Raw genomic sequence first — 21,358 nt, 5'->3', positions numbered from 1 at the left:
TAATGACGGGCACGTCTGAACTGTCCGTAACGACGCCATCATTCGCCTGAGCGCGTTTCGATCCGGCAATGTGAATAAAAATTGCATTCGCGTTCAACGTGGAAAGCGGTCTTATCTGAATATTTCTACCGACCACATCCCCACCCCGCCCTCCCCCGGGCGCCCCGCCGGTCCGGACACCAGGATCGAGAGAGGCAGGGGGAAGGAGATCTGCGGGAGAAGCGACATAACCGAAATGGAGTGCGTCATGATGGGCGGGTGGCTGCCCGACCGGCGCCGGCACGGACACCCGCCCCTGCCGCCTGGAGAACGCTCCCCCTGGAGAACGCATGTCCCGACCGCTGATAGGCATCACCGCCTACTTCGAAGCCGCCCGCTGGGATGTCTGGGTGCGGGAGGCGGTGCTGTCCCCACCCGCCTACGCCAAGGCCGTCGAGCGGGCCGGCGGCGCCCCCGTGGTGCTGCCACCGCTCAACCCGCACGCCGTCGACGACTACGTACGCGGGCTGCGGGGCGTGGTGCTCACCGGCGGGGTCGAGGTCGGCGGCGCGGCCTACGGAGGCGAGCAGGACGAGCGCGTGCCCGCGGCGCAGCCGCAGCGCGACCGGTTCGAGCTGGCGCTGGCCAGGGCGGCGGTGCGGGCCGAGGTGCCCATCCTGGGCATCTCGCGCGGCATGCACCTGCTGAACGTCGCCCAGGGCGGCACCCTGATCCCGTGGCTGCCCGAGATGCTGGAGAACGACCGGCACGCCGAGCCCGCGACCCCGCACCGCATCCAGGTGAGCGTGTCCAGCAAGCTCGGCAAGGCGGTCGGCGACCACGTCGAGGTGGTCGCCCCGCACACCCAGTCGGTGCGCCGGCTCGGCACCGGCCTGCTGGCGGTGGCCTGGGCCGACGACCAGATCGTGGAGGGCATCGAGCTGCAGGGACACCGCTTCGCCGTGGGCGTGCAGTGGCATCCCGAGCGCGGGGATGACAACGGATTGTTCGATGCGCTCGTGGAAGCGGCCCGCTAGGCTGCGATCATGCCGCTGCACCCTCAGGCACGGGAGTACCTCACCGACTACCCGTCGGACTTGAACACCGACCTGGCCGAGCTGGACCTGGAGCGGATCCAGGAGATGCGCGCGCACGACGGCCTGGCCGCCCAGCGCGGGCCGTTGCCGCAACTGCCGCACGTCCGCGACGAGACGGCCGAGGGCGTGCCCGTGCGCATCTACCGCGCCGACCGCGGCGACGAGCCGCTGCCCGTGGTCGTCTACTTCCACGGCGGCGGCTGGGTGTTCGGCAGCGTCCGGCGCAACGACGCGCTCGGCCGCGATCTGGCCATCCGCACCGGCGCGGTCGTCGTCTCCGTCGACTACCGCCTCGCCCCCGAGCACCCGTTCCCGGCCGCCGCCGACGACGCCTGGACCGTGCTGCGCGACATCTTCGCCCGGCCCGCCTTCTACCAGAGCAACGGCAGCATCGCCCTGGTCGGCGACAGCGCGGGCGGCAACCTCGCCGCCGTGGCCGCCTGGCAGGCGCGCGACGCCGGGCTGCGCCTGGCCCACCAGGTGCTGATCTATCCGGTGCTGGACACGCGCCAGGACACCCCCAGCTACACCGAGTTCGCCAAGGGGTTCGGCCTGGACGCCGAGGAGATGGCCTGGTTCGTCCGGCAGTACGCCGCCGGCGCCGACCTGGCCGACCCGCGGCTGTCGCCGCTGCGCCTGCCGTCACTGGCCGGCCTGGCGCCGGCCACCGTGCTGACCGCCGGCTGCGACGTGCTGCGCGACGAGGGCGAGCGCTACGGCGAGCGGCTGGCCGAGGCGGGCGTGCCCGTCGAGGTGCGCAGGTTCGAAGGGGCGGTGCACAGCTTCTTCGGCCTGCCGAGGCTGTTCGACCAGGCGGTCGAGGCCCGTGACTACGTCGCGGCGCGGCTCAGGGCGTCCCTGTGAGCTGAGCGCCGGGTTTCCCGCGCCCCGGCCGCCCCGCGCCCCGGCCGCCTTGCGCCCCGGCCGGCCGGCCGGCCGCGTCTGTCGCCGTGCCTCGCGCCCGCGCGAGAAGCGGCCCGCGGCCTTCTGCTGAGCGGTGGTTTCACCCGCGTGCCGAGGGTAGGCGCAAACCCATGCACGACAAAGAAGTGGCTGGTCACCAAGGGCGCCGGCACGCGCACGCGGCGGGCCTGTCAGCCGAGGCCGAGAACGCTGCCCCGGGGGACGAAGCAGCGGCCCGACGACGCCCGGCCGGCCACCCGAACACAGAGGAGGTCGCTCACCCTCCCATGCGGAGGTAGGTGAACCAGGCCGAGGCCGAGGAGGCGCGCGAGAGGGATTCCCCTCCGGCCGAGGCATGCGGATCGGCGACGACGGGCGGCGGGCGGGCAGGGGCGACGGTCAGAAACTGCGGGGCAGACCCAGCACCTGGGTCGCGAGGAAGTTGAGCAGCAGCTCCTCCGTCACAGGTGCGACCTTCCCGATCCGGGCGTCGGTGAGCAGTCTGGCAACGGGGTATTCCAGTGAGTAGGCCATGCCGCCGTGCGTCTGGAACGCCGCGTCGGCCGCCTCCCACGCCGCCTGCGAGGCCGTCAGCTTGGCGATGTTGGCCTCGGTGCCGCACGGCAGCCGCCGGTCGAACGACCAGGCCGCCTTGTAGATCATCAGCCGGGCCAGCTCGATCTTGGCCTTGACCTGGGCCAGCGGGAACGCGATGGCCTGGTTCGCGCCGATCGGGCGGCCGAACACCTCGCGCTCCTTGGCGTACGCGACGCCCACCCGCAGCGCCACCTCGGCCCCGCCCAGCGCGGAGGCCGCCAGCAGGATGCGCTCCGGGTTGAGGATGTCCCACAGCACCGCCGCGCCCTCGTCGACCTGCCCGACCACGCTGGTGGCGGGCACCCGCAGGTCGTCGATGAAGACCATGTTGGACGGGGTGGTGTTGGCGCCCATCTTCGGGATCGGCTGGTAGGACAGCCGCCCGGTCGAGACCGCCTCCGGCACGTTGACCAGGAAGACGGTCAGCCCGCTGGTGCGCGGCTTGGCCTCGGCCGCCGGGATCGTCCTGGTGACCAGCAGCATCCAGGTGGCCCGCTGCACCCCGGTGATCCAGATCTTCTGGCCGTTGATCACGTAGTCGCCGCCGTCGCGGCGGGCCGACGTGGTGATCGCCAGTGAGTTGGACCCGGCGTCCGGCTCGGTCAGCGCGAAGCAGGTCTCCACCTCGCCGGTGGCCAGCCGCGGCAGCAGCTCCGCCCGCTGCTCCTCGGTGCCGTGCCTGGCCAGGGTCAGCGCGCCGAATCCGGGCGTGAGCACGTACGTGAAAGCCGAACCGCCCGCCGCGCCCGAGGCCGCGATCGTCTCGGTGGCCACGGCGAGCTCCAGCAGGCCCTGCCCGCCGCCGCCGTACTCCTCCGGCACGGCCAGGCCCAGCCAGCCGCCCTTGCCGAGCTCCGCCCAGACCTCCTCGGGCCAGCGCTTGTCGCTCTCGCAGCGCTGCCAGTAGTCCAGGTCGTACCGGGAGCAGATGTCGCCGATGCCGCGCTGCACCGCGACGGCGCTCTCGGGGAGGGAGAAGTCCATTACGTCATCGTAGGAGAATCCGTCGCGGGCCGAGGGCGGCGTGCGTGGAAGACGAACGCCGGAGGCGCGTTGCGCCACACCGTCCGCCCGGCCACGACCTCCTCGAACCGGTCGGCCAGCAGCGCGCGGAAGCGGCGGGCCCGCGCCAGCGGAATCGCGTGCACGTAGGAGAACGTGGTGAAGGCGCCCGACGGATTCATCGCCGAGGTGACCGCGCTCAGCAGCCCGCGCTGCAACTCCCGGGGGAAGGCCGCCCACGGCAGGCCGCTGACCACCACGTCCGCCTGGCGCAGTCCCCGCTCCGCGAGCATCTCGGTCAGCTCGGCGGCGTCCCCGTGCACCACGTCGACCTTGGGGAAGCGCGCTGCCAGGATCTTCGCCATCGGCTCGTTGAGTTCCACCGCCAGGTGATGGCCACGCTCTCCCAGCCTGCGCTGGATCTCCAGCGTGAACGGGCCCGTACCGGGGCCCAGCTCGACCACGGTCGGCTCACCGCGCTCGGGCACCGGCGCGCAGACCGCCGCCGCCAGGCGCTGAGAGCTGGGGGCGATGGCGCCGATGCTGGCCGGCGCCCGCAGGAACTGGCCGAGGAACAGTGCGCTGTCGTTCGACATGTCATTGACGGTATGGGTAAAGATCCGATGCTGCGTCCATCCAGGGGGCGGAGCTCCGGCCACAAGGAGGAGACGGCATCCCTCTTCCGGAGGACTGTCCCGGGGCTTGACCTGGATACCTTTACCTCATGAGTTGGCATTGGCGCGGCGTGCCTTTCGATCTGCTCCTCGCCGCGGCCGGCGTCGGCCTGGACCTGCTGATGTCCGGTCAGGCGCGGACGGCGGACCTGCCGCCGCATCTCACGGTCCTGCCGCTGGCCTTACTGGTCGGCGCGCCGATGGGTTTCGTGCGGCGATGGCCGCTGCCGACCGCCCTGTGGCTGTCGGCAGCCCTGGTCCTCACCGACCAGATCGAGGCGTTCAGCTCCAACACGGCGCAGATGCTGCTGCTCGTGGCGGTCGGCGTCACCGCCTACAGCGCGGGCCGGCGCGCCCTCGCGGTCGCCGTGGGGGTGGCCGGGATCGCCACCGGGATCAACCTGGCGGAACCGGGCGTGGCCCTCAACGCGGGGCTGTACGCCGCCGGCCTCACCCTGTTCCCCGCGATCGTCGGCGGCTACCTGCGCGGATCGGCAGGCCGGCCGGAGCACCGCGACATCACCCCGGACGTGCTCCTGGCCGCGGGCGGGGTCGCGCACACCGTGCTCAGCACCTGGACGAGCTGGCATTCCGGAGGTCAGCCCGCCTGGACCATCGGGCTGCTCGCCGTGGCGGCCGGCCTGGCGCTCGGCGTCTCCAGGCGGCTGCCCGGACTGGTCTTCCTGTTCCAGGCCGTCCTGCTGGTGGCCGCCGACGCCTACCTCACCGAGGCGATCAACACCTGCCTGGTCCTGACCCTCATCGCGCTCGGCGTGTTCGCCATGCGGGTGGCCTCCTGGATCTGGACGTCCCTCGCCTATCTCGCCACCTGCGTGCTCGCCGCCGTCGCGGTCGTCGGGCCGGGCACCGAGGTGACCGCGTTCCGCGCCGCCGTGCTGTGCGCCCTGGTGGTCACGCCGGTCGCGATCGGCCGCTACCTCGGCGTCAAGCAGGCCGCCACCGCGGCCGAACGGCTGCGGGCGAGCGAGTCGACCAGGCTCACCGTGGCGCAGGTCCGCGCCGACCAGCTCGCCGAGCGCGAGCGCATCGCCCGCGACGTGCACGACATCGTCGCCCACCACGTCGGCGCCATGGTGCTGCGGGCCAGCGCCGCCCGCTACACCGCGCCGGACGGCCCGGTCGCCGACGCGCTGACCGACATCCGCGAGACCGGCCACCAGGTGCTGCAGGACCTGCGCGGGCTGATCGACCTGCTGCGCGACCCTGACCGCCAGCCCGGCCTGCTCGCCGACCCCGCCGACGTGGTGCGCGAGTCGGCCGAGCGGATGGCGGCCGCCGGACTCGTGGTGGACTTGACCCTCGACCCTGACACCGCCCACGCCTCGCTCATCGCCCGGACCTCGGCGGCCCGCATCGTCCAGGAAGGCCTCACGAACGTGCTCAAACACGCAGGACCAGGGACGAAGGTCCGCGTCTGCGTCTGCTCCGACGGCGACGGCCTGGCCGTCGAGATCCGCAACGGCCGCCCGCCCACCGGCATCGAGCGCCTGCCGTCCTCCGGCCGGGGCCTGGCGGGCATGCGCGAGCGGGTCAAGGCGCTCGGCGGCACCCTGACCGCCGGCCCCGTCGAGGACGGCGGCTGGCTGCTGGCCGCCAGCCTGCCCGCCACCAGGGGCGCCGCGTGATCCGTGTGCTCATCGCCGACGACCAGGTCCTGGTCCGCGCGGGCGTGCGGATGCTGTTGCAGGCCAACAGCGACATGGAGGTGGTCGGCGAGGCCGGCGACGGCGCCGAGGCGGTGCGGCTGGCCGAGCGGCACCTGCCCGACGTCATCCTGATGGACCTGCGCATGCCCAGGGTCGACGGCCTGGAGGCGATCCGCCGCGTGCTCGCCGCCCGGCCCGGCGCCCGGATCGTGGTGCTGACCACGTTCGCCGAGGACGCCAACGTGTACGCCGCCCTGCGCGCCGGCGCCGTCGGCTTCCTGGTCAAGGACGACGAGCCGGAGCGCATGGTCGACGCCGTGCGCCGGGCCCACGCCGGCGAGCAGCTCCTGGCGCCCTCCGTGCTGCGCCGCGTCGTCGAGCGCTTCCTCGACGCCGAGGAGCGGGCCGCCGTGCCCGGCCCCCGCGGGCTCACCGAGCGGGAGGTGGAGGTGCTCGCCCTGGTGGGCACCGGCCTGTCCAACGCGGAGATCGCGGAGAGGCTGCACGTCGGCGTCACCACCGTCAAAACCCACATCGCGGCCGCGATGGAGAAACTCGGCCTGCGCAACCGCATCCAGGCGGCGGTGGTCGCGCACCGCAGCGGACTGGTCGACGCCTCCTTCCGCCCGGTGCGTCCACCGCGTGGCGGACCGGCGAATAGCCCGCCAGGCTGACGACCGGCGGCGGGCGCGGCGACGATCCTGTTGGTCCTCATCGCACCACCGGAAGGACCACCACGATGTACGACACCGCCCCCCAGGACGCCCGGCCCGGCACCGCCCCCGCCAAGCCGGTGCCCGCCGGCCTGCTGTACACCCTGCGCGTCGCCATCGTCGCCCAGGCGGTGACCCTCGTGGTGACGGCCTCGCTCGCCGGCCAGTCGGTGTCCACCGACGGCGCGATGGGCGAGGCGCACGTGATGGCCGGGATGCTCGTCCACCTCGTCGCGCTGGTGCAGATCATCTGCGCCGTGCTCGTCTGGCGGCCCGGCCGCGGCGCCGGCTGGCCCGCCCTGGTCAGCTTCGGGCTGTTCCTCGTCGGGATGGCCCAGCACTTCACCTGGGAGCTGCTCAGCGCGCACGTGCCCAACGGCGTCATCCTGTTCGGTCTCATCACCGCGATGCTGCTGTGGGCGTGGTCGCCGGGGGCCTCCCGCCGCCGCTAGGGTCGGAGGTGTGTACGTGAAGATCTGCGGGCTGAGCGAGCCCGAGCACGTGGCCGCCGCCGTCGAGGCGGGCGCCGACGCCATCGGGTTCGTGCTGACGGCGAGCCCCCGCCAGGTGAGCCCGGAGCGCGCGGCCGAGCTCGCCGCCCTGGTCCCCGACCGGGTGCTGACCGTCGGCGTCTTCCGCGGCGAGGACCCCGCCACCGTGCGGGCCGCCGCCCTGGCCGCCGGGGTGCGCGGCATCCAGCTGCACGGCAAGCACCCGCACGGCGACTTCACCGAGCTGAAGGACCTGGGCCGCACCCTCGTCCGAGCCGTCGACGCGCGTGCCGACCTGCGCTGCGGCGCCTTCGACGAGAGCCTGCTGATCGTCGACGCGCCGCGCCCCGGCTCGGGGGAGCCGTGGGACTGGGCGGCGGTGCGCGGCCGCCCCACCGGCCGGTGGCTGCTCGCGGGCGGCCTGGACCCGGCCAACGTGGCCGAGGCGGTGGCCGCGGCCGGGCCGTGGGGGGTCGACGTGTCCAGCGGGGTCGAGACCGCGCCGGGCGTCAAGGACTCCGCCCTCATCGCCCGCTTCCTCACAGCGGCCCGCCGTGCCGCCTGAGCTCACCCGCGCGCTCGCCTTCCAGCGGGGGTTCGCCCGCCGCAGGACACCCCGGGCCGTCGACGTGCCCGGCGGCTTCGCCGTGCTCGACGAGCGCTATCCGGGCTCCTACGACGACAACAAGCTCATCCTGTGGGGCGCGGGCGATCCCGCCACGGTGCTGCGGACGGCCGACGAGGTTCTGGCCGGGTGCGCGCACCGCCTGGTCGAGGTGGACGACGACGCGCTCGGCGCGGCTCTCACGCCCGCGTTCACCGCGGCCGGCTACCAGCCCGCCGTCAACCTCGTCATGGCGTTCCGCGGCGACCCGCCCGCAGGCGTGCCGGCGGCCGAGCACCTGGACCTGGAGACGCTGCTGCCCGTGCTGCGCGGGCACTGGCGCGAGAGCCTGCCGGACGCCCCGGAGTCGACGATCGAGCAGCTCGCCAGACGGGTCGAGACCCGGCTGCGCGGCGCCGACCTGGTCGGCTTCCGCGGCGTGCGCGCCACCGGCGGTGAGCTCGCCGCCAGGGCCGACCTCTACGTGCACGACGGCGTCGCCCAGATCGAGGACGTCTACACCGGCCTGCGCCACCGGGGCCGAGGCCACGCCCGCGCGCTGCTAAGGTCGCTGCTGGCCGAGGCGGCGGGCAGGGAGCTGATCTTTCTGGTCGCCGATGCCGACGACTGGCCCAGGGAGTTCTACGCCCGGCTCGGATTCGCCGAGCTCGGCCGTACCCACACCTTCCTCAGGACCTGACAGGTCTCGTCGGGGCGTGGGACCGGCACGCCGGGAGTGGGGGCGGCGGACCTGACAGGTGTGGTCGGGGCGTGGGCCTGACGGGCCCGAGCGCGTTGGTCGGCGGGTGGCCGGATCGGGCGGACGCGGCACCGCTGCGCTGGAAGTTCACGCAGTAGGGTCTGCTGCGTGAGTGAAACTTCCGCCGAGGACCGAATCTGGACGGTTCCCAACCTGCTGAGCTTCCTGCGACTTCTCGGCGTGCCCGTGTTCCTCTGGCTGGTTCTGGGGCCGAGGGCGGACGGGTGGGCCATCGCGGTCCTGGCGGTCGCCGGGTTCACCGACTGGCTCGACGGCAAGATCGCCCGGGCGTTCAACCAGGTCAGCAAGCTCGGGCGGATCATCGATCCGGCGGCCGACAAGCTCTACGTGTTCGCCACGATCGCGGCGCTGCTGGTGCGGGAGGTCATCCCGTGGTGGCTGGTGGTGATCATCCTGGGCCGGGAGCTCTTCGTCGCGAGTTTCTTCCCCGTGCTTCGTAAGCATGGGTATAGGGCGCTTCAAGTGCATTTCCTGGGCAAGGCCGCCATGTTCAACCTCATGTACGCCTTCCCCCTGCTCTTCCTTGCCTCCCACTCGGGGTGGTATGCCGATATAGCGCGCGTTGTCGGGTGGGCGTTCGCGCTCTGGGGAACTGGCCTGTACTGGTGGGCGGGTGCGCTGTATGCGATACAGGTGCGCCGGCTCACCACCGCGACCACGAAGGAGTGACCGGTGAAGGCGGTCGTCATGGCGGGCGGTGAGGGCACTCGGCTGCGACCGATGACGGCCAACCAGCCCAAACCCCTGCTCCCCGTGGTCAACCGCCCGATCATGGAGCACGTCCTGCGGCTGCTCAAGCGGCACGGGATCACCGAGACCGTGGTGACCGTCCAGTTCCTGGCCGCGCTGGTGCGCAACTACTTCGGCGACGGCGACGAGCTGGGCATGCGCCTGGAGTACGCCACCGAGGACATCCCGCTGGGCACGGCGGGCAGCGTGAAGAACGCCGCCGACCGCCTGCACGACGCGCCGTTCCTCGTCATCTCCGGCGACGCCCTGACGGACATCGATCTCACGGACATGATCCGGTTTCATCGAGAGAACTCGGCTCTGGTCACCATCGGGCTGAAGCGCGTTCCCAACCCGCTCGAATTCGGCATCATCATCGTCGACGAGCTCGGCCGGGTGCAGCGCTTCCTGGAGAAGCCCACCTGGGGCCAGGTCTTCTCCGACACCGTCAACACCGGCATCTACATCATGGAGCCGGAGGTCCTGAACGAGGTGGCCGCCGGGGAGTCCGTCGACTGGGCCTCCGACGTCTTCCCCGCGCTCCTCGAACGCGGCGCCCCCATTTACGGCTACGTCGCCGACGGCTACTGGGAGGACGTCGGCACCCACGAGAGCTACCTCAAGGCCCAGGCCGACGCCCTGTCCGGCGAGGTCAGGCTGGACATCGGCGGCTTCGAGCTGTCGCCCGGCGTCTGGGTGGCCGCCTCGGCCTCCGTCGAGCCCGACGCGGTGCTCAAGGGCCCGCTGTTCATCGGGGAGTACGCCAAGGTCGAGGGCGGCGCCGAGCTGCGTGAGTACACCGTCCTGGGCAACAACGCCGTGGTCCGCGAGGGCGCCTTCCTGCACCGCGCGATCGTGCACAGCAACGTCTACCTCGGCCCCGGCGCCCACCTGCGCGGCTGCGTGATCGGCAAGAGCACCGACGTGATGCGCGGCGCCCGCATCGAGGAGAACGCCGTCATCGGCGACGAATGCGTCATCGAGGCGGAGGCGTACGTCTCCAGCGGGGTGCGGGTCTACCCGTTCAAGACCATCGAGGCGGGCGCGGTCGTCAACACCAGCGTCATCTGGGAGTCGCGCGGCCAGCGCAGCCTGTTCGGCCGGCGCGGCGTCAGCGGCCTGGTCAACGTGGAGATCACCCCCGAGCTGTGCGTGCGGCTGGCCAGCGCCTACGCCACCACCCTGAAGAAGGGCGAGCGCGTCGTCACCTCCCGGGACGCCTCGCTGGCCGCCAGGGCGCTGAAGCGGGCCGTGATCAGCGCGCTCACCGCCAGCGCCATCAACGTGCTCGACCTGGAGGCCGCGCCGCTGCCGGTGGCCCGCTTCCACTCCTCGCGGGGGACCGCCGCGGGCGGCATCGCGCTGCGCACGACCGCCGGCGACCCGCAGAGCGTCGACATCGTCATCATGGACGACCGGGGCGCCGACCTGCCGCCCGCCGCCCAGCGCAAGCTGGAGCGCGTCTTCTCCCGCCAGGAGTTCCGCCGCGCCTTCCCCGGCGAGATCGCCGAGCTCACCTACCCGTCCAGGACCGTCGAGGACTACACCTACGAGCTGCTGCGCCGGGTGGACATGACCGGCGTCAGGGACATGAAGGTCGTGGTCGACTGCGCCGGCGGCACCTCCTCGCTGGTCCTGCCCAGGCTGCTCGGACGCGCGGGCATCGAGGTGCTCACCGTCAATGCCGTCCTGGACGACCTGTCGCCCACGGAGACGCTCGCCGAGCGCCGCCGCGACCTGCAGCGACTGTCGGAGCTGGTCAGCTCCTCACGGGCGTCCTTCGGCGTCCGCTTCGACCCGGTCGGCGAGCGGGTCGCGCTGGTGGACGAGATGGGGCAGTTCATCAGCGAGGAACGCGCCCTGCTCGTGGTGCTCGACCTGGTGGCCGCCGAGCGCCGGGGCGGCCGGGTGGCGCTGCCGGTCACCACCACCCGGGTCGCCGAGCAGGTCTGCCGCTTCCACGGTGTGGAGGTGCAGTGGACCTCCACCGCGGTCGACGCTCTCACCTCCGCCGCCGGCGGTCCCGGCATGATCTTCGCCGGGGACGGCAGGGGCGGCTTCGTGGTGCCCGAGTTCAGTCCCGCGCTGGACGGGCTGGCCGCGTTCATGCGCCTGCTTGGGCTGGTCGCCCGCACCCGGCTCTCGCTCAGCCAGATCGACGCCAGGATCCCCGAGGCCAAGCTGCTCAAGCGGGCGATCCCCACGCAGTGGAAGGCCAAGGGGGCGGTGATGCGCTCGGTCATCGAGGCGGCCGAGTCCGCCGCCGAGGGCTACCATATCGACACCACCGACGGGGTGCGGGTGGTGGGGGACGACGGAAGCTGGGTGCTCATCCTGCCCGCCGCCACCGAACCCGTCACCGACCTGTGGGCCGAGGCCTCCGACGTGGACAGCGCCCAGCTCCTGCTGGAGCGCTGGGCCGCCGTGGTCGAGCAGGCCGCCCTGTGACCGCCCGGGACCGCGTCCATGACCCCGGGGCGACGGCGATTTGTCGGATGGCGTGCAAGATCGTAATGTTAGAAGGCGCGGCGGCATGGACCTTCAGGCCGGGACGGCGGTAACTTTGTCAGCGTCCGAACCTGTCGTCCAGCGCCCCGCCTTGACCTTTGCCGCTGATCAGCGTAAGTTGCGGCATTCGCAAACTTGAGAGCGAAGCGAGGCGCGCCCCGAGCACCGTTGCCGCGTCTTCGCGGTAGGAGGCCGAGCCGATCGATGCCGAGCGTCTACTGCACGCAGTGCGGGCACGCCAACCCCGAGGATGCCCGTTTCTGTTCCCGCTGTGGGTCACCCTTGACCAGACACGAGGTCTCGGGGGACACCACTTCGACGATCTCCGTCGCGGGAATCGAGGCGTACGAGGCAGAGACCGGTGACATGCTGCTGGCCGAGCGGGCGCTGGTCGAACAGCTCCCGCCGGGCACGGCGTTGCTGTCCGTGACCAGAGGGCCCAACCAGGGCAGCCGTTTCCGGCTCGACAAGGACCTCACCACCACCGGGCGCCATCCGGAGAGTGACATCTTCCTCGACGACATCACCGTCTCCCGCCGGCACGTGGAGTTCTACCGCCAGCGCGGCGGCCTGTTCTCCGTGCGCGACGTGGGCAGCCTCAACGGCACCTACGTCAACAGGGAACGCATCGAGGAGGTCCCGCTGCACTCGGGCGACGAGGTGCAGATCGGAAAGTTCCGGCTGTTGTTCCTGATGCGGACACCCGCCGGCGCATGACCTCGCAGGCGGCACGCTCGCACATGAGCATCGGGGAGGTGCTCGCCCTCCTGCAGGGCGAGTTCCCCGACGTCACCGTCTCCAAGATCCGTTTCTTGGAGGGGGAGGGGCTCATCGAGCCGGAGCGGACCCCGTCGGGCTTTCGCAAGTTCACTCACCTGCACGTCCAGCAGCTCCGCTACATCCTCACCGAGCAACGCGACCATTACCTGCCGCTGAGGGTGATCAAGGACAAGATGGCGGAGAGCTTCGCCCGTCCCCGCGCCGTCCAGGACAAGCAGGAGGTGCGCCTCAGCCGCGCCGAGCTGCTCGAGGCGGCCGGGCTCGACGAGGAGACGCTCACCGAGCTGGAGGACTACGGCCTGCTCGCGGCCAAGGCCAGGCGCTACGACGAGGACGCGCTCAAGGTGGCGCGCAGCGTCGGCGCGCTGGCCCGTTTCGGGCTGCACGCCCGGCACCTGCGGGCGGTCAAGGCGGCGGCCGAGCGTGAGGCCGGCCTGGTCGAGCAGACCGTGGCGCCGATCCTGAAACGGCGGGCGCCGGGGGCGATCGGCGAGGCCGACGAGGTGGCCAGGGAGCTGTCCACGCGCCTGCTCGAACTGCACGAGGCCCTGCTGCGCACGGGCGTGCGGAGCGTTCTCGGGCGATGAGCGGCCCGAGGGACATTCAGGGCCCCTCGGGTGTTACGTTGAAATGCAGAAGCGGACCAGCAATGAGCTGTGCCGGGTCGCCGGCCAGTCGAATATGGAGCAGCCCGTGTTGCAGATGGAGGTCGTGGGTGTCCGCGTAGAGATGCCCACAAATCAGCCGATCGTCTTGCTCAAGGAGGCACACGGGGAACGGTTTCTGCCTATTTGGATTGGCATGACCGAAGCAACGGCCATCGCCCTCGCCCAGGCGGAGGAGCCTCCGCCCAGGCCGCTCACGCATGACCTGTTCCGGGACGTGCTGAGCGCGCTGGGCGTGGGCCTGCGCGCCGTCAACATCGTCGCCCTGCGTGACGGGATCTTCTTCGCCGACCTGGTCTTCTCCAACGGCGTGGAGGTGAGCGCCAGGCCGTCCGACTCCATCGCGCTCGCGCTGCGCACCGGAGCCCGCATCTTCGCCAGCGAAGAGGTGGTCCAGGAAGCCGGAGTGATCATCCCCGACGACCAGGAGGACGAGGTGGAGAAGTTCAGGGAGTTCCTTGACACGATCTCTCCCGAAGACTTTGGCAGGGCGGGGTAGGTATTTCAGTGCATTTACGCTTCACGACGCGCCGAGCCGGATCGTTGACTGAGCATGGTCACGGTCCTACGGTGCAAGTGAAACCCGTGGCCGCCTTTTTACGAACCCCCAGATCAGGCCGCGGGATGAGAGAAAGCCGGAGGTCCGCGTGGCGGTCAGCAGCGGCGAGGGAAAGACGGCCGGCCAGGAAGATCCGGTACGGCGGGAGAGCGCGCGGCAGCGTGCCGGAGAGCAGGGCCTGCTCTTCGACGAGCAGCCTGCGACACTGCCGGACGACATCGGATACCGTGGCCCGACGGCGTGCGCGGCAGCCGGCATCACCTACAGGCAGCTGGACTACTGGGCACGCACCAGCCTGGTCGAGCCCACGATAAGAGCAGCGCAAGGCTCGGGCTCCCAACGGCTCTACAGTTTCCGCGACATCCTGGTGCTCAAGGTCGTCAAGCGACTGCTCGACACCGGGGTGTCCCTTCAGCAGATCCGCACGGCCGTACAACATCTGCGGGATCGCGGGGTGGCCGACCTCGCGCAGATCACGCTGATGAGCGACGGCGTGAGCGTCTACGAGTGCACCTCGGCGGACGAGGTGATAGACCTGCTCCAGGGTGGCCAGGGCGTGTTCGGCATCGCGCTCGGCCGGGTCTGGCGCGAGGTCGAGGGATCCCTCGCGGAGCTGCCGGGGGAACGGGCGGCGGTCGCGGACACCGTCCCGGCCGACCATCCCGCTGACGAACTGGCCCAGAGGCGACGGGCGCGCCGAATAGGGTAGTAATCTAGGACATGTCGATGACCCCATGCGGGAGAGTCCCCGGCTGGCCCGGGGCGCCGAAGGAGCAACCTCCCCGGAATCTCTCAGGCAACCGGTACCGCTCGGGTGAGGCAACTCTGGAAAGCAGGCGCGCTCGCCAGGCGCGTCTCACCGACGGTGCAAGCCCTTCGGGGTGAAGCTCTCAGGTCGCGAAGACAGCGGTGACAGAGGGGGAGACCTGGCATACGCCCGCGCTCTGCGCCGGTCTCCATCGCCTTGGGAGGCATCTCCATGACCGACCTGTCACCACCGCCGTTCTCCACCCGGCACATCGGACCGTCCCCGAGCGAGCAGCAGCGCATGCTCGAGGCCGTGGGCTTCGAGTCCGTGGCGGACCTGGTGGCCGTGGCCGTCCCTGAGGCGATCAGGAGCAAGGACCGCCTCAAGCTGCCCGCCGCCGCGAGCGAGGCCGAGGCCATCGCCGAGCTGCGTGCCCTGGCCGATCGCAACCAGGTGCTCACCTCCATGATCGGCCTGGGCTACCACGACACCGTCACGCCCGCGGTGATCCGCCGCAACCTGCTGGAGAACCCGGGCTGGTACACCGCCTACACGCCGTACCAGCCGGAGATCTCGCAGGGCCGGCTGGAGGCGCTGCTCAACTTCCAGACCGTGGTGTCCGACCTGACCGCCCTGCCCGTGGCGGGCGCGTCCCTGCTCGACGAGAGCACCGCCGCGGCCGAGGCCATGACGCTGTCCCGGCGCACCGGCAAGAGCAAGAGCGACGTGTTCGTCATCGACGCCGACACGCTGCCCCAGACCAAGGCGGTGCTGGCCACCCGCGCCGAGCCGCTCGGCATCACGCTCGTGGACAGCGACCTGGCGGGCGAGCTGCCGGACTGCTTCGGCGTGCTCGTGCAGTATCCGGGCGCCTCCGGCCGGCTGCGCGACTTCCGCGACGTGGCCGAGCGGGCGCACGCCGCCGGCGCGCTCGTCGTGGCCGCCGCCGACCTGCTCGCGCTCACCCTGGTCGCCGCCCCCGGCGAGCTCGGCGCCGACATCGCCATCGGCTCCACGCAGCGGTTCGGCGTGTCGTTCGGCTTCGGCGGCCCGCACGCCGCCTACATGTCCGTACGGGAAGGACTGCAGCGGCAGATGCCCGGACGGCTCGTGGGCGTGTCCGTGGACGCCGACGGCGACCCCGCCTACCGGCTGGCCCTGCAGACCCGCGAGCAGCACATCCGCCGCGAGAAGGCCACCAGCAACATCTGCACCGCCCAGGTCCTGCTGGCCGTGATCGCCGGCATGTACGCCGTCTACCACGGGCCCGACGGGCTGCGCCGGATCGCCACCCGCGTGCACCGGCACGCCGCGGTCCTGGCCGACGGCCTGCGACAGGGCGGCGTCGAGGTCGTCCACCAGGAGTTCTTCGACACCGTGCTGACCCGCGTGCCCGGCCGGGCGGCCGAGATCGTCGCCGCCGCCGCCGAGCGGGGCGTCAACCTCTGGCAGGCCGACGCCGACCACGTCTCCATCGCCTGCGACGAGAAGACCGGCGCCGCCGAGGTGACCAAGGTGTGGGCCGCCTTCGGCGTCGAGCGCGACGGCGTCGCCCTCGACGACCCCCGGGTGCCCGACGCGGTGCCCGCCTCGCTGGCGCGCGAGTCCGGCTATCTGACCCACCCGGTCTTCCACGACCACCACTCCGAGACCGCGATGCTGCGCTACCTGCGCAAGCTGCAGGACCGGGACATCGCGCTCGACCGCTCCATGATCCCGCTCGGCTCCTGCACCATGAAGCTGAACGCGACCACCGAGATGGAGCCCATCACCTGGCCCGAGTTCGCCGCCATCCACCCTTACGCCCCCGAGGCGCAGGCGGCCGGCTACGTCGACCTCATCCAGACGCTGGAAGGCTGGCTGGCCGAGATCACCGGCTACGACGCCGTCTCCATCCAGCCGAACGCCGGCTCCCAGGGCGAGTTCGCCGGGCTGCTCGCCATCCGCGCCTACCACCGCGAGCGCGGTGAGGGTGAGCGCGACGTCTGCCTCATCCCGTCCTCGGCGCACGGCACCAACGCCGCCAGTGCCGTCATGGCGGGCATGCGGGTCGTGGTCGTGGCCTGCGACGCGGGCGGCAACGTGGAGCTCGCCGACCTCGACGCCAAGATCGACAAGCACCGTGACCGGCTCGCCGCCATCATGATCACTTACCCCTCGACGCACGGCGTCTACGAGGAGACCGTCACCGAGATCTGCGCCAAGGTGCACCGCGCCGGCGGCCAGGTGTACGTCGACGGGGCCAACCTCAACGCACTCGTGGGCCTGGCCAAGCCGGGTGAGTTCGGCGCCGACGTGTCCCACCTGAACCTGCACAAGACGTTCTGCATCCCGCACGGCGGTGGCGGCCCCGGCGTCGGGCCCGTCGCGGTCCGCGCCCACCTCACTCCCTACCTGCCGGGCCACCCGCTGCGTGACGGCACCCCCGTCGGTCCCGTCTCGGCCGCCCCGTACGGCTCCGCCGGCATCCTGCCGATCTCCTGGGCGTACATCAGGATGATGGGCGGGGACGGCCTCACCGCGGCCACCGAGCAGGCCATCCTGTCGGCCAACTACCTCGCGCGCCGCCTGGCGCCCCACTACCCGGTCCTCTACACCGGGCGGGGCGGGCTGGTCGCCCACGAGTGCATCGTCGACCTGCGGCCGATCACCAAGGAGACCGGCGTCACCGTCGACGACGTGGCCAAGCGGCTCATCGACTACGGCTTCCACGCGCCGACCATGTCGTTCCCGGTCGCGGGCACGTTCATGATCGAGCCTACGGAGAGCGAGGACCTGGGGGAGCTGGACCGGTTCGTCGACGCGATGATCGCCATCCGGGAGGAGATCGCGAAGGTGGGCTCCGGCGACTACGGCAAGACGGACAACCCCCTGCGTAACGCCCCGCACACCGCCGAGGCGCTCACCGCCGACGCGTGGCCCCACCCGTACTCGCGCACCGAGGCCGCCTACCCGGTGCCCTCACTGCGGGACGACAAGTACTGGGTGCCGGTACGCCGCATCGACCAGGCGTACGGGGACCGCAACCTGGTCTGCTCCTGCCCGCCGCTGGAGGCGTACGAGGACTGACCCACCCCCGCCCACCGGCCCGGCCCGCTTACGAGCGTGCCGGGCCTCGGCCTTTCCACCTTGTGTACGGGCACGCATCGCGCCGCCCGTCCCCGCCCGGAACTCGGCCTTTCCGCCCCGTGCGCGAGCATGCATCATGCCGTACGCCCTGCCCTCGGGCCTGCGTTCGTGGCCCAGGCTCGCCCTCGTGTCGTCGGCTGGGGAGGGCCTGACGCCGCAAAGGTGTGCGTATCATGCCTACGGGCGCAAGTGAGCAGACATGATCGCCAGAAGTCGTTAGGCTCGGTGCGATCGTCGCCGAAGGAGCTCTCTTGACGTCCTCAGAGCTGGAGACCCCGCCGCTGGACACCGCCCGCCGCCTGGCCGAAGACGGTGATCTCGATGGTGCGGCCGCCATACTCGCCGAACTCGCCTCCGCCCCCGGCGGCCCCGACGTGGCACAGGCCGCCGTCGGCCTCGCCGTAGTCCTCGACCAGCGGGGCGACGTCGACGGCGCCCGCGCCGCCGCCAGGACCGCGCTCGCCACCGGTCATCCCGAGTTCGCCGCCCAGGCCGCCTGCCACCTGGCCCAGGGATTCGAACGTGAGGGCCGTTACGGTCAGGCGAGGGGCGCCTGGCAAGCAGTGCTGGGGGTCGGTACGCCGGCCTACGTCCCGCTCGCCCACCTCGCGCTCGCCCGGCTCGCCGTGGAGACCGGCGAGTACGACGAGGCGGAGACCGAGCTCCGCGCCGCCATCGACGCCGGCGACGCGACGACAGCGCGGCGGGGAGACGGCCAGGGCGCCGTCGGCGACGCACCTCGTGACAGCGGGCACCATGCGGCCGACGGCGAGCGGAGGCATGCGGGCCAGACGGTCGGCGGTGCGCACGTCGGGCAGGCCGGCGCGGGCGTCCGGCAGGGCAGCTCGCAAGCCGGCCACAGCGGCGCGGACGTGGGACAAGCCGGCCACAGCGGCGCGGACGTCGGGCAGGCCGGTCAGAGTGGTGCGGACGTCGGGCAGGGTGGTGCGGACGTGCGCGTGCATGCGATTCAGCAGCTCGCGGACCTGCTCATGGAGCGCGGTGAGCCAGGGGAGGCGGCGGAGGTGCTGCTGGACGGCCTGGAGGACGCCGGGGGTGACGACGCGGCCCGGCTGCGCGTGCAGCTCGGCATCGCGCACCTGGAGCTCGCCTGCGCCGAGTTCGCGGGTGCCGTGGAGGACGACGGCGAGGCTCAGACCACTGCCCTCGCGGTCGAGCTGCTGGCCCGCACGCTCCCGCTACGGGGACGCGCCGACGATGCCGACCAGGTGTGGGCGTACGGCTTGAATCATGAGGATGAGACGCTCGCGTCCGAGGTGCGGCTGCGTTACGACCGTGGCTGACCTCGGGCGGTGACGTGCTCGCGATCGGGGTGCCGGCTCAGCGGGGCTTGGCACGTGCCACCTCCGTCCTCCCGTGGGCGATCTTGAAGGGAGATCGGTGGAGCTCGTCGTAGTGGAGTGGCAGGACGGTGCGCTGATGCATGATCCGTCTCCGTACCTGGACAAGCTGCCCGAGCTGGGCCCACGGCTGCCCGCCGGTGCGCGCGCGTTCGCCAGTGATCCGGAGCACTACGACTTCGCCGGCCCCCGCTGTGTGAAGGACCTCGAGTTCGGGGGCCTGTCTCTGGGAGGCGGGCCGCTCGGCCTGGAGCTCCGCCTGGAGGCTAATCCGTGGAAGCACTCCGAGCGCCTGGTCATCCGTTATGCCGGGGTGGCCGGTGTCCGCGTCGGCGGGGACCCGAAGGTGGGGCTGAGCAGCCTGCGGCTGGACGAGATCCTGCCGCATGAGCATGGTTGCAGTCACGAACTGATGTTTCTCACGGGCACCGTGCAGGTGATCTGCGCCGACCTCCAGGCACGCTGGGAACCGGTCGCAGACCCGCCCGGAGACCTGGGAACACGGACCGAGGCACCGGCGTAGACCTGCGGGCCGCGTGGCCGTCGAGCGAGACCGCGCGGGCTGGGGCGCGAGACCCGGCCACGCGAGGGCGAAGGTTGTGCGGGTCATGGGGCGCGAGAGGTCTGTGGGCCCGGATTGAGAGGGTGTGGGGGTTCGGCGGTCAGGGGCGGCGCATGATGACCATGGCGGACGCCATGTTGATCGCGACGATGGCGATCCAGGTCACCACGATCGCCACCAGGCCGGAGGAGTTCGCGATGGCGGTGAGTGGAATGCCGATGCCCATCGAGCCCAGGGCGATGGGGATCATGGCCGAGCCGCTGGCCCGCTGCTTGGCGGGCGGCACGCCGCGCAGATGGAGCTCGGCGGCGACCCGGGCGGCGATGGTGGCGTCCAGGCGCTCGACCAGCGAGTCGACCAGGGCGGGCTCGTAGTCGGGGCCGAGGTCGCGGCGGGCGTCCAGCGTGGCCTGCAGGTCCTCGCGCAAGGGGCTCGTGTCTCGCATACGGCCGATCCTCCATGGTCCGGGGCACGCCGTCATCACACCTGAGACTGAGCTTGACCTCATACCCAGGTACGGTGCTGCCATGGAGATCATGACCCCTCGGGGTCGCGCGCTGGTCGAGGTCGACGAGGTGGAGCGGGCCCGGATGCTGCTGGTGCTGACGCACGGGTCGGCCGGGGGAGTGGACGCGCCCGATCTCCTGGCGGTGCGGGACGCGGCGCTCGGCGTGGGCGCGAGCGTGGCGAGGGTGACACAGGCGTTCAGGGTGGCCGGGGCGCGGGCGCCGGGGTCGCCGGCCCGGCAGGACGAGGCGTGGCAGATCGTGGTGGACGAGTTGCGTAAGCGGTGGCCGGACGTGCCCCTGGTGCAGGGCGGGCGGAGCAACGGGGCGCGGGTGGCCTGCCGGACCGCCAAGGCGGTGGGCGCGGCCTCGGTGGTGGCACTGGCCTTCCCGCTGCATCCGCCGGGCAGGCCGGAACGGTCCAGGGCCGACGAACTGCGCGGGGCCGGAGTGGAGGTGCTGGTGGTCAGCGGGGACCGGGACCCGTTCGGGTTGCCGGATCCGGCGGACGCGACGCGGATGGTGGTGCTGCCAGGAGAGGGCCACGACCTGAAGAAGAACCCGGCCCGCGTGGGCGAAGTGGTGGCCGACTGGCTCCAGCGCCACTTGAGCTGAGCTGGCGCCCGACCTGGTCAAGGACCACTGGAGGTCAGGTGGTGGCCGACTGGCTCAAGCGCCACTTGAGCTGAGGTGGTGGCCGACTGGCTCACGCGCCGGTGGAGCCGGCGGAGAAGGGCCGGTGGTGCTGGTCCCGCAACCTGCTGGAGGTTGCGGGGTCGCCGCCTCGGGGCCGGTCGGCTGTCTCGCGGCCCTTGGCGGGCGGGGGGTGCTCGGCCTGGCGGTCGAGGCTGTCCCGCCGAGGTCGCAGGCGGGACGTGGGTGACCGGCCCGCCGTCAGTGCGGGCGGCCGGGTATGGGTCAGATCGCGCCGACCAGGGGGTCGGGGCGGTGCGGGGCGATGGCGGTGCCACCGGGCAGGAGCTCCCCGGTGTCCTCGAACAGGACTACGCCGTTGCACAGCAGGCTCCACCCCTGCTCGGGGTGGCAGGCAAGAGTACGTGCGGCCTCGCGGTCGGGCGCCTCGGCAGACGGACAGACCGGGTCGTGCGGGCACATCGGCGTGCCTCCGATATCTCGTGGGTGCTCCCGGAAGAGGGGTGGGAGCGCTCGGGTTTTTCGTTTGCAGCAAGTGTGCGTTGTATGTCACACATTCCGACATAGTCCGTTAGGACTGTTAGAGGAGGATGCCCCAATCGTGTGACCTTCGACACAGCGTGCCTTATGCAGGATAACGGGCCAAGCT

General features: G+C 71.7%; 21 protein-coding genes and 1 riboswitch. Of the genes, 17 read left to right on the top strand and 4 right to left on the bottom strand.

Features of this window, described 5'->3' with window-relative positions:
• Positions 1-329: 329 nt before the first annotated feature.
• Positions 330-1,016, top strand: coding sequence for a gamma-glutamyl-gamma-aminobutyrate hydrolase family protein (locus IEY87_RS14510; RefSeq protein WP_189139146.1), 687 nt, complete (start codon positions 330-332; stop codon positions 1,014-1,016).
• 9 nt (positions 1,017-1,025) lie between these two features.
• Positions 1,026-1,940 carry an alpha/beta hydrolase gene (locus IEY87_RS14505; protein ID WP_189139145.1) on the top strand — a complete coding sequence of 305 codons (915 nt, stop codon included), beginning with the start codon at positions 1,026-1,028 and terminating at the stop codon, positions 1,938-1,940.
• A 438-nt stretch (positions 1,941-2,378) separates the two neighbouring features.
• On the opposite strand, the gene IEY87_RS14500 is transcribed toward IEY87_RS14505, so the two are convergent.
• Complete coding sequence (locus tag IEY87_RS14500) at positions 2,379-3,560, bottom strand: acyl-CoA dehydrogenase family protein (protein WP_189139144.1); 1,182 nt, start codon at positions 3,558-3,560, stop codon at positions 2,379-2,381.
• A complete protein-coding gene (locus IEY87_RS14495) occupies positions 3,560-4,174 on the bottom strand; it encodes a class I SAM-dependent methyltransferase (RefSeq protein WP_189139143.1) in 615 nt (204 codons plus the stop codon). Before IEY87_RS14495 ends, IEY87_RS14500 begins: the two co-directional genes overlap by 1 nt.
• 128 nt (positions 4,175-4,302) lie before the next feature.
• Between IEY87_RS14495 and IEY87_RS14490 the strand changes: the two genes are divergently transcribed.
• The 14 genes from IEY87_RS14490 to IEY87_RS14425 all read left to right on the top strand — a co-directional run bounded on the left by IEY87_RS14490 (position 4,303) and on the right by IEY87_RS14425 (position 19,510).
• On the top strand, positions 4,303-5,898 hold the full coding sequence (locus tag IEY87_RS14490; RefSeq protein ID WP_225277334.1) for a sensor histidine kinase: 1,596 nt from the start codon (positions 4,303-4,305) through the stop codon (positions 5,896-5,898).
• Positions 5,895-6,593: a response regulator gene (locus IEY87_RS14485; RefSeq protein ID WP_189139142.1), complete on the top strand. Its 699-nt coding sequence runs from the start codon at positions 5,895-5,897 to the stop codon at positions 6,591-6,593. Before IEY87_RS14490 ends, IEY87_RS14485 begins: the two co-directional genes overlap by 4 nt.
• A gap of 65 nt (positions 6,594-6,658) precedes the next feature.
• Positions 6,659-7,084: a hypothetical protein gene (locus tag IEY87_RS14480; RefSeq protein WP_189139141.1), complete on the top strand. Its 426-nt coding sequence runs from the start codon at positions 6,659-6,661 to the stop codon at positions 7,082-7,084.
• 10 nt (positions 7,085-7,094) lie between these two features.
• Positions 7,095-7,688, top strand: coding sequence for a phosphoribosylanthranilate isomerase (locus IEY87_RS14475; RefSeq protein ID WP_189139140.1), 594 nt, complete (start codon positions 7,095-7,097; stop codon positions 7,686-7,688).
• Positions 7,678-8,427: a GNAT family N-acetyltransferase gene (locus IEY87_RS14470; protein ID WP_189139139.1), complete on the top strand. Its 750-nt coding sequence runs from the start codon at positions 7,678-7,680 to the stop codon at positions 8,425-8,427. Before IEY87_RS14475 ends, IEY87_RS14470 begins: the two co-directional genes overlap by 11 nt.
• 168 nt (positions 8,428-8,595) lie before the next feature.
• Complete coding sequence (gene clsA / locus IEY87_RS14465) at positions 8,596-9,177, top strand: cardiolipin synthase ClsA (protein WP_189139138.1); 582 nt, start codon at positions 8,596-8,598, stop codon at positions 9,175-9,177.
• A gap of 3 nt (positions 9,178-9,180) precedes the next feature.
• Complete coding sequence (locus IEY87_RS14460) at positions 9,181-11,685, top strand: mannose-1-phosphate guanyltransferase (protein WP_189139137.1); 2,505 nt, start codon at positions 9,181-9,183, stop codon at positions 11,683-11,685.
• A gap of 264 nt (positions 11,686-11,949) precedes the next feature.
• Positions 11,950-12,462: a double zinc ribbon and FHA domain-containing protein gene (locus tag IEY87_RS14455; protein ID WP_189139136.1), complete on the top strand. Its 513-nt coding sequence runs from the start codon at positions 11,950-11,952 to the stop codon at positions 12,460-12,462.
• A 23-nt stretch (positions 12,463-12,485) separates the two neighbouring features.
• Complete coding sequence (ftsR, locus tag IEY87_RS14450; RefSeq protein ID WP_229699333.1) at positions 12,486-13,112, top strand: transcriptional regulator FtsR; 627 nt, start codon at positions 12,486-12,488, stop codon at positions 13,110-13,112.
• A gap of 106 nt (positions 13,113-13,218) precedes the next feature.
• Entirely contained in the window at positions 13,219-13,689 is a 471-nt protein-coding gene (locus IEY87_RS14445; RefSeq protein WP_082310546.1) for a bifunctional nuclease family protein, read from the top strand.
• 148 nt (positions 13,690-13,837) lie between these two features.
• Entirely contained in the window at positions 13,838-14,458 is a 621-nt protein-coding gene (locus IEY87_RS14440) for a MerR family transcriptional regulator (protein ID WP_189139134.1), read from the top strand.
• Positions 14,459-14,476: 18 nt separating this feature from the next.
• A riboswitch (glycine riboswitch) is annotated at positions 14,477-14,568 on the top strand.
• 160 nt (positions 14,569-14,728) lie between these two features.
• Complete coding sequence (gene gcvP, locus IEY87_RS14435) at positions 14,729-17,566, top strand: aminomethyl-transferring glycine dehydrogenase (RefSeq protein WP_189139133.1); 2,838 nt, start codon at positions 14,729-14,731, stop codon at positions 17,564-17,566.
• A gap of 311 nt (positions 17,567-17,877) precedes the next feature.
• Positions 17,878-18,930: a tetratricopeptide repeat protein gene (locus tag IEY87_RS14430; protein ID WP_189139132.1), complete on the top strand. Its 1,053-nt coding sequence runs from the start codon at positions 17,878-17,880 to the stop codon at positions 18,928-18,930.
• Between the two features lie 97 nt (positions 18,931-19,027).
• Complete coding sequence (locus tag IEY87_RS14425) at positions 19,028-19,510, top strand: hypothetical protein (protein WP_225277335.1); 483 nt, start codon at positions 19,028-19,030, stop codon at positions 19,508-19,510.
• A 139-nt stretch (positions 19,511-19,649) separates the two neighbouring features.
• On the opposite strand, the gene IEY87_RS14420 is transcribed toward IEY87_RS14425, so the two are convergent.
• Positions 19,650-19,994, bottom strand: a complete 345-nt coding sequence (locus tag IEY87_RS14420; RefSeq protein ID WP_189139131.1) for a hypothetical protein — start codon at positions 19,992-19,994, stop codon at positions 19,650-19,652.
• A gap of 82 nt (positions 19,995-20,076) precedes the next feature.
• Here IEY87_RS14420 and IEY87_RS14415 point away from each other — a divergent pair, with 82 nt between their 5' ends.
• Positions 20,077-20,670, top strand: coding sequence for an alpha/beta hydrolase family protein (locus IEY87_RS14415; RefSeq protein ID WP_189139130.1), 594 nt, complete (start codon positions 20,077-20,079; stop codon positions 20,668-20,670).
• A 303-nt stretch (positions 20,671-20,973) separates the two neighbouring features.
• Here IEY87_RS14415 and IEY87_RS14410 read toward each other — a convergent pair whose 3' ends face one another.
• Positions 20,974-21,171 carry a DUF5999 family protein gene (locus tag IEY87_RS14410; protein ID WP_189139129.1) on the bottom strand — a complete coding sequence of 66 codons (198 nt, stop codon included), beginning with the start codon at positions 21,169-21,171 and terminating at the stop codon, positions 20,974-20,976.
• Positions 21,172-21,358 lie beyond the last annotated feature (187 nt).

Source organism: Nonomuraea glycinis (assembly GCF_014646515.1).
GTDB lineage: Bacteria > Actinomycetota > Actinomycetes > Streptosporangiales > Streptosporangiaceae > Nonomuraea > Nonomuraea glycinis.
The sequence above is the reverse complement of the archived record's forward strand: the minus strand, read 5'-3'. Positions and strand labels throughout refer to the sequence as shown.